The 6066-nt window shown below is 65.7% G+C and carries 3 protein-coding genes; 1 reads left to right on the top strand and 2 read right to left on the bottom strand.

Translation table 11 applies throughout. The annotated features are described in order from the left end of the window. On the bottom strand, positions 1–2145 hold a 2145-nt coding region (locus VD972_RS03050; protein ID WP_324980450.1), incomplete at its 3' end, for a tetratricopeptide repeat protein. Between the two features lie 1330 nt (positions 2146–3475). Next, positions 3476–4855 (bottom strand): serine hydrolase, encoded by a 1380-nt coding sequence (locus VD972_RS03045; RefSeq protein ID WP_324980447.1) that lies wholly within the window; start codon positions 4853–4855, stop codon positions 3476–3478. Between the two features lie 565 nt (positions 4856–5420). On the opposite strand from VD972_RS03045, the gene VD972_RS03040 reads away from it, so the two are divergent. Continuing rightward, entirely contained in the window at positions 5421–5675 is a 255-nt protein-coding gene (locus tag VD972_RS03040) for a transposase zinc-binding domain-containing protein (protein WP_324980444.1), read from the top strand. Positions 5676–6066: the final 391 nt, after the last annotated feature.

Raw genomic sequence — 6066 nt, 5'->3', positions numbered from 1 at the left:
CAGTCCCAGCACCTTCTCTGTGATCGCCAGCGCACTGTGGAAATAATGCAGGGCCCCCGCGTAGTCCCCCTGACAGAAGAGCACAGTGCCCATATCGCTCCGGCTGATGGCGACGATCGGGTGCTCCGGCCCCAGGATTCTCTCTTCCATCTCCAGCTCCCGCTGAAAGTGCTTCAGGGCCTCCGCGTAGTCCCCCTGGGCCGCGAGCGCAGTGCCCATGCTGCCCAGGATACTGGCCACCAGCAGGTGCTCCGGCCCCAGGACTCTCTCTGCGATCACCAGAGCGCGCCGGCAATGCGCCAGTGCCTTCGCATAGTCCCCCTGAAAAGCGAGCGCAAAGCCAACGTTGTTCAGGCGGAGGGCCACCTCCGGGTGGTCCGGTCCCAATCTCTTCTCGCTCATCGCCAACGCACGCTGCAGGTGCTCCAGCGCCTCCGTGTAGTCCCCCTTGAGATGGAGCGTCGCGCCAATATCACCGATCAGGGTGCCTTCCAGTTCACTCCCGCTCCCCCTCACGGCCTCCAACGCCAGCCGGCTGTGCCGAAGCGAGCGGGTCAGGTCTGGCAGATGATGATACGCCCTCCCCAGCACGAGGTGGAGCTCGGCCATGCCGCGCTCTTTTGGCAGTACCAGGTCCGCTGACTTCTGAAAGAACCTCGCGGCAAGCCAATGCTTTCCTTGTTCGTAGAAATGGAGTCCCAGCGCGAACTGGACCAACAGGAATGGCTCCGTCAAGCGAAAGGCCGGCAGGTCGAGACGCCCCAGGTTCGCCAGTTCCATGCGGTCCTCGCCGCCGCGGTGGATGCTGCGCCCTGTTTCATACAGCGTGGCGCTGGGATGCACGGTGTAATGGTTCTCGCCTGGATTGGAGGACGTCCGTCCCCAGATCACGACGTTCGCATCCAGGATCCGCGCAAGGGTCTCCGCCTGCTTATGGCTCCCGATGACACAAGCGACTTTCTTGATCTCCAGAGAGTCTTCAGGGACTTCGATGTCCATCTCTCGAGGATCCCTGAGCGTCTCCTCCTTGTAGACCCTCAGCGCATGCGCCACGTGGGTGGAGACCCTCTCCGAGACGTCCGCTTCAGACGAGGTGTCGCCCTCGAAGCGCGCCACCAGGAAGCGGGTCGCGTCTGGCTGTTTGAAGACAGACGACTTGAAGAGCTTGAGCGTCAGCTCGCTCCCGCATATCCACGCGGGGAGCTCGCTTCCGTGGGGGACCATGCTCGCAAGTCCTCCAACGGCTGCCAGCAGGAGGACTCCCGCCGCCAGCCCCATCCACCGGCGCCGCCGCCGCCCCTTCAGCTTCAGCCCATGCTGGAGGAAGTCCGCCAGGACCGCCGCCGCGGCCCTCGACGCGAACGCGTGGAAGCCGTCGTTCTTGAGCTCATCCCCGAAGTCGGAGATCCCCCGGATCACCAACCAGGGGATCCCGTTCTCCTCACAGGACACCATGAGCCCCGCGGCTTCCATCTCCACCGCTTCGATCTTCCCATGGAGCGAGCGGAGTTCAGCCATCCTGGCGGAGTCGCGGAAGAGCTTGTCGCCGCTCGCGATCGTCGCCGGCCTCACCTGGGGCCACGCCGCGACATGCTCCTGATAGAGCCTCTTGCTCCCGGGCGGCGGCGGCGGCGGGATCGCTCCCCCCTGTTCGAAGCGCTTTCGCAGCCGCTCCTCGTCCGGTTGGTAGTTCGCGACAGCCTGGCTCATGCGGTGAGGGATGGGCCGGATCTCCGGCCGGGGTTCCTCGCGAGAGCCGCCCTCGCGCGTGCTCACGAACGCCGCGCTTTCGTAGGCGACGACCCGCTCGGAGAGCACCACATCTCCGATCCGCAGCTTGCCCCTCACCCCAGCAGCGATCCCCACCAACAGCACGGCCTGGGGGTGATACCGGGAGATGACGGTTTGCGCCATGGTGGCCGAGGCATCATTTCCCGCTCGGCCCATGCACGTGAGGACGACTTCGTAGTCCCGCCGTGCGAGCGCGGAGTGAAGCCGGCCGCGATAGCCGATGGTCCCCTTCTCATCCTCGAAGCGGGCGTCCTCGGGGATCCCCAGCGCTTTGCGGACCGCGATCAGCTCCGCCGGGATGACGGTGAGGATCGCGACATCCACTTGTGAGGAGCCCGTGAGCCCGTGAGCCATGAAGCCGCCTTTACGCCGGATCAACCCGCCTCGCGAACTATACGGGCCGCGCTGCTCTGCACACCACCTACACTGTCACACGGAGGCCCCGTCGCTGATGCAACAGGGCCTCCATTCAATGACCGGCGGGACGAGAGGTGGTGCACGGGCCGTCCACCTTATGCGCGATGCGTGCCCCTGCCGTGGGACTCACCCCTGTGGCCTTGGTCCGTGAGCTTCATCTGGAGCGGATGACTTGGACTCGTCACGCCACCACGGGGATGCGTCGCTGGGGCAGGCTTCCTTGCTGGGAATCCCCTGTCTCGGAGGATGACTCTGCAGTCGAGCGCGGCGGGCGGGGACGTTCCATCGTGCTCACCAGCTTACAAGCCTGGCGCACGTATCGTCCGCCGAACCTCGCAGGAGAGGAGGAGGCGAGCGTGGCGCTCAAGGCAGCGGCCAGCAAGGAGCCGCAGAAGGAGAGGGCGCCGCCAGTGGAGTGGGCGGGGTTGTTGTGTCCATCGGGCCCTCCGGCACGCGCTGACGTGACCCTACGCGGGGGGTAGGCTGCGGACAGGAGAAGGGAGTGGTTCCCTCTCTCTCACGAGGCTCTTCATGGACAGGACGTCCACTCCCGCGCGACACCCGGCACGGCTTCCCCCAGGCACCGTGCTCGGATGAGCACGGAAGCTGGCATCTGGAGAACGTGCTTCTTCCTGCTGCCTTGCTGAACGACTCTCGCGTGGAGCCGCAGCTCCGTGCCGTGGTCCTGCGCCTGCTCTCCGTACGCCCCGGGCAGCGGGGCACCGCCGCAGAACTGGCAGAGGAATTGGAGCAGGCCACGGCGCGCATGCACAGCAAGCCATTCCGTCCTCGAGCACTTCTCTGGCTCTCGCTCGTGGCGGCAGCGGCGAGCTTGGTGCTGGCAGTGTGGACCCTGATGCAGGCACCACGGGACTGGGAGAGGCCGCAGCCATCACCGCTCGAGAGGATGCTCCCTCTGTCCACACTCAAGAAGCGATGGCTGAGGAGCCCCTTCCCGAGCCGCAGCCTGGGCAGATATGACCCGATGAGAGGGGCCGATGCCCTCCACGTACGCCAAAACCCGCCGCCTACCTCCACACCTCAAACAGGCGAACACGTCAAAGTCGAACGTCCTCCTCAGCAACTCTGCCCAGTCCACTGGCGGCGTCCTCTCCTTCATCCGCTCCTTCCTGGCCGCTGCCTCTATCCCCGCGCTTGCCTCCTCCGCATCTGCTTGGGGGAACCGGTGGGACGCTCCTATCCGAGCCGCGTCCTCTCCTGATGAGGAGGAGCATATCGCCCCACGCTGCTCCTCACCGAACGTGCCTCAGGGGCGCACGCCGAGCTTCTCGAGCATCTTCACGGCGTTGGTGTTCTTTGGGTCGAGCTTGAGCGACTTCCTGTAGTTGACGATGGACTCCTCGTTCCTGCCCGCCTTGAGGTAGCCCTCACCGAGGCTGTCATACGCATTGGCGTCCTCAGGATAGAGCTCGACGTTCGCCTCGAGCACCTTCAGCGCGTCGTCGAGCTTGCCTTCGAGGAGCATCCGATAGCCGATGAAGTTCAGGACGCTCGGCGACATCCCTTCGGCCGGGCCGTCGCGGTGTCTCGCCTTGTACCAGGCGAGGGCGGCCTCCGCTCCCTTGAGTCGCGAGAGCAGGTCCGCCACTATCATCGGGGACTCCAGGCGCTGGGTAGAGGCCTTCCAGCCGTACTCGGCGGCCACACTGGGGAGGAGCCGCTCGAAGAGCAGGAACCCGTTGTCCGAGTTGGCCATCATCGCCACGCCACTGCCCGAGTCGGCGAACGCAGTCAGAAAGGATTGGAAGCCCTCGTTCGAGCCGCCGTGGCCGAACTCGTCGGTGCCGTCCTCTAAGTAGAAGCCGAGCCCGAAGCTCGTCGACTGTTTCGTGAGCATCTGCTTCGCCATCGCCTGCGATAGCACGCGCGTGGAGGTGCCTGCCTTGGCCTTCGACACCTCGATGGCGATGCGCGCGAGATCAGATGGCGTCGTCCACAAGCCGGCGGGCGCCATCTCCGGGTAGACATGCCAGCGCCCTTCGATGCTCTTACCGCTCGCGTACGTGCCCGTGGCAGCCATGGCGGCGAGAGCCGGGGGCAGAGCCTGCTCATACGTGCTGTTCGTCAGACCGAGCGGTGCCAGCACCGTCTCCCGCATGATCTGCGGAAACGGCTTCTTCAGCTGATCGACCATCATCAGCTGGACCACCGTCGTGCCGCCGCCGCTGTACCGCGTCTGCGTCCCGGGGACGATGTCGACTCGCACCGGACCTGTGTTGGCGGGCTTCTCGCCGTCGAGGATCTGCTGGACAGTGGGCAGCGGTTCGTTGACGGCGTAGCCTGGGAAGCCGTGCACCGTCAGGCCCGCACTGTGGCTGAGCAGCCGGCGGAGCGTCACGTTCTGCTCCTTCGTGAACTCGTTGTCCGGGACCTGCCACGAGATCAGCTTCTCGTTGATGTTCGCGTCGAGCGACCACTCGCCCTGCTCGGCGTAGTGAAGCACCGCCAGGGCCGTCACCGGCTTGCTGATGGAGGCGGCCTGGAACAGCGTGTCGAGGGCGACGGGCTCCGAACCACCAGCCTCCTTCACGCCGTAGGTCTTGGCCCAAACGATGGCGTTGTTTTCGAACACGGCGACGCTCAGCCCGGGAATCTTGTACAGCTCCATCCAGCGCTGGAGTGACATGCGAACGGGCTCCTCACCCGGGAGCGTGACCGGCTCGAGGCCCGCTTCGACGCGTGCCACCCGGGCTGCATCGGACGGATGAGCCAGCCATTCGGTGGCGGGCTTGCTCGTATCGGCCGCAGTGAGGGGCGCGACAGCCACGCAGCTCGCAAGGGTCATGGTGGCTAAGCAAGGAAGTGTTCGACGCATTGCGCTCTCCGAAAATGAGGCAAGGGAGGAAGCCCCTATAACCGAGATGCCGAATAAGCGCCGCGCATAGAAGGGATGGGGGCCCAGTGGAGGGGGAGGGAGGGTGCAGAGGGGCCGAGGAGGGCCGGTGACGGGGCCGCCCGAGTGATGCTGCCGGCCGGTGGACAGGCGGCGCAGCCCCCTTGGGTACACGCCTGCTCATAGCGAGGCCCACTTGGGTTGAGCCACCTCCGTCACCTGTAGGAACTGGCTCAACCCGATCGAACCCCGCTGTCAGTCAGGAGTGGTCACTTGCCGCATCGCATAGAAGGGAACTTCCGCGTGAGGAGGCGTCCATGCCGAAGCGGGTGTTCTTTCGGACCACCTTGCCACGCTGTTGGCAGAGGCGAGCGAGGTGGGGCGCGGCCTGCCCCGGTATGTGGAGCGGGACTTCGCCCGGTACTTGGAGTGCAGCGTGCTGGCGCACGGGTTCGTGCGGGTGCGCTGCGAGAGTTGCGAGGACGAGCCTCTCGTCGCCTTCTCGTGCAAGGGACGAGGGGCATGCCCCTGCTGTAACGCGAAGCGGGCGCATGTAACGGCGGTGCACCTGGTGGAGCGGGTGCTGCCGCGCGTGCCCTACCGGCAGGGGTGAACGAGGGCTCTGGAGCTTCGCGCTAGACGTGTTCGCGTGCGGCAGGTGTGGAGGCAGGCTGAGGGTGCTGGCGTATCTGACGGCTCCCGGTGGGGTGCGCGCCATGAGCACCTGGGACTGCCCTCGCAGCCTGGGAGGCTGGCCCCGGCGCGGGGGCCACCCCAGAACTCGTGGGTTTGAGTCCCCAGCAGCAATGGTCCATCGCCTGCCGCCTCCTCATGGGGGGGCGGCTTGAGCAGGCGTGTACCCTCTAGAGCACCGAATCGTTTGAAGTTCATGTTATCCGGCTTTGAGAGTGGGGCGCTCCAAGTGCCGCTGCCATGACTCGATGTTCTGGATGGACGCGGCCCGTCGCAGGTCGAAGGTGTTCTTGCGTACCCCCCGGTACCGA

It is taken from the genome of Hyalangium sp. (genome assembly GCF_035629615.1).
GTDB lineage: Bacteria > Myxococcota > Myxococcia > Myxococcales > Myxococcaceae > Hyalangium.
Note: the sequence above shows the minus strand (reverse complement) of the source record. Positions and strands in the feature narration are given on the sequence as shown.

Bases quoted from the DNA above. Each gene is read 5' to 3' on its own strand.
- VD972_RS03045 (WP_324980447.1), bottom strand. From the start codon at position 4,855: ATGTCACTCCAGCGCTGGATGGAGCTGTACAAGATTCCCGGGCTGAGC.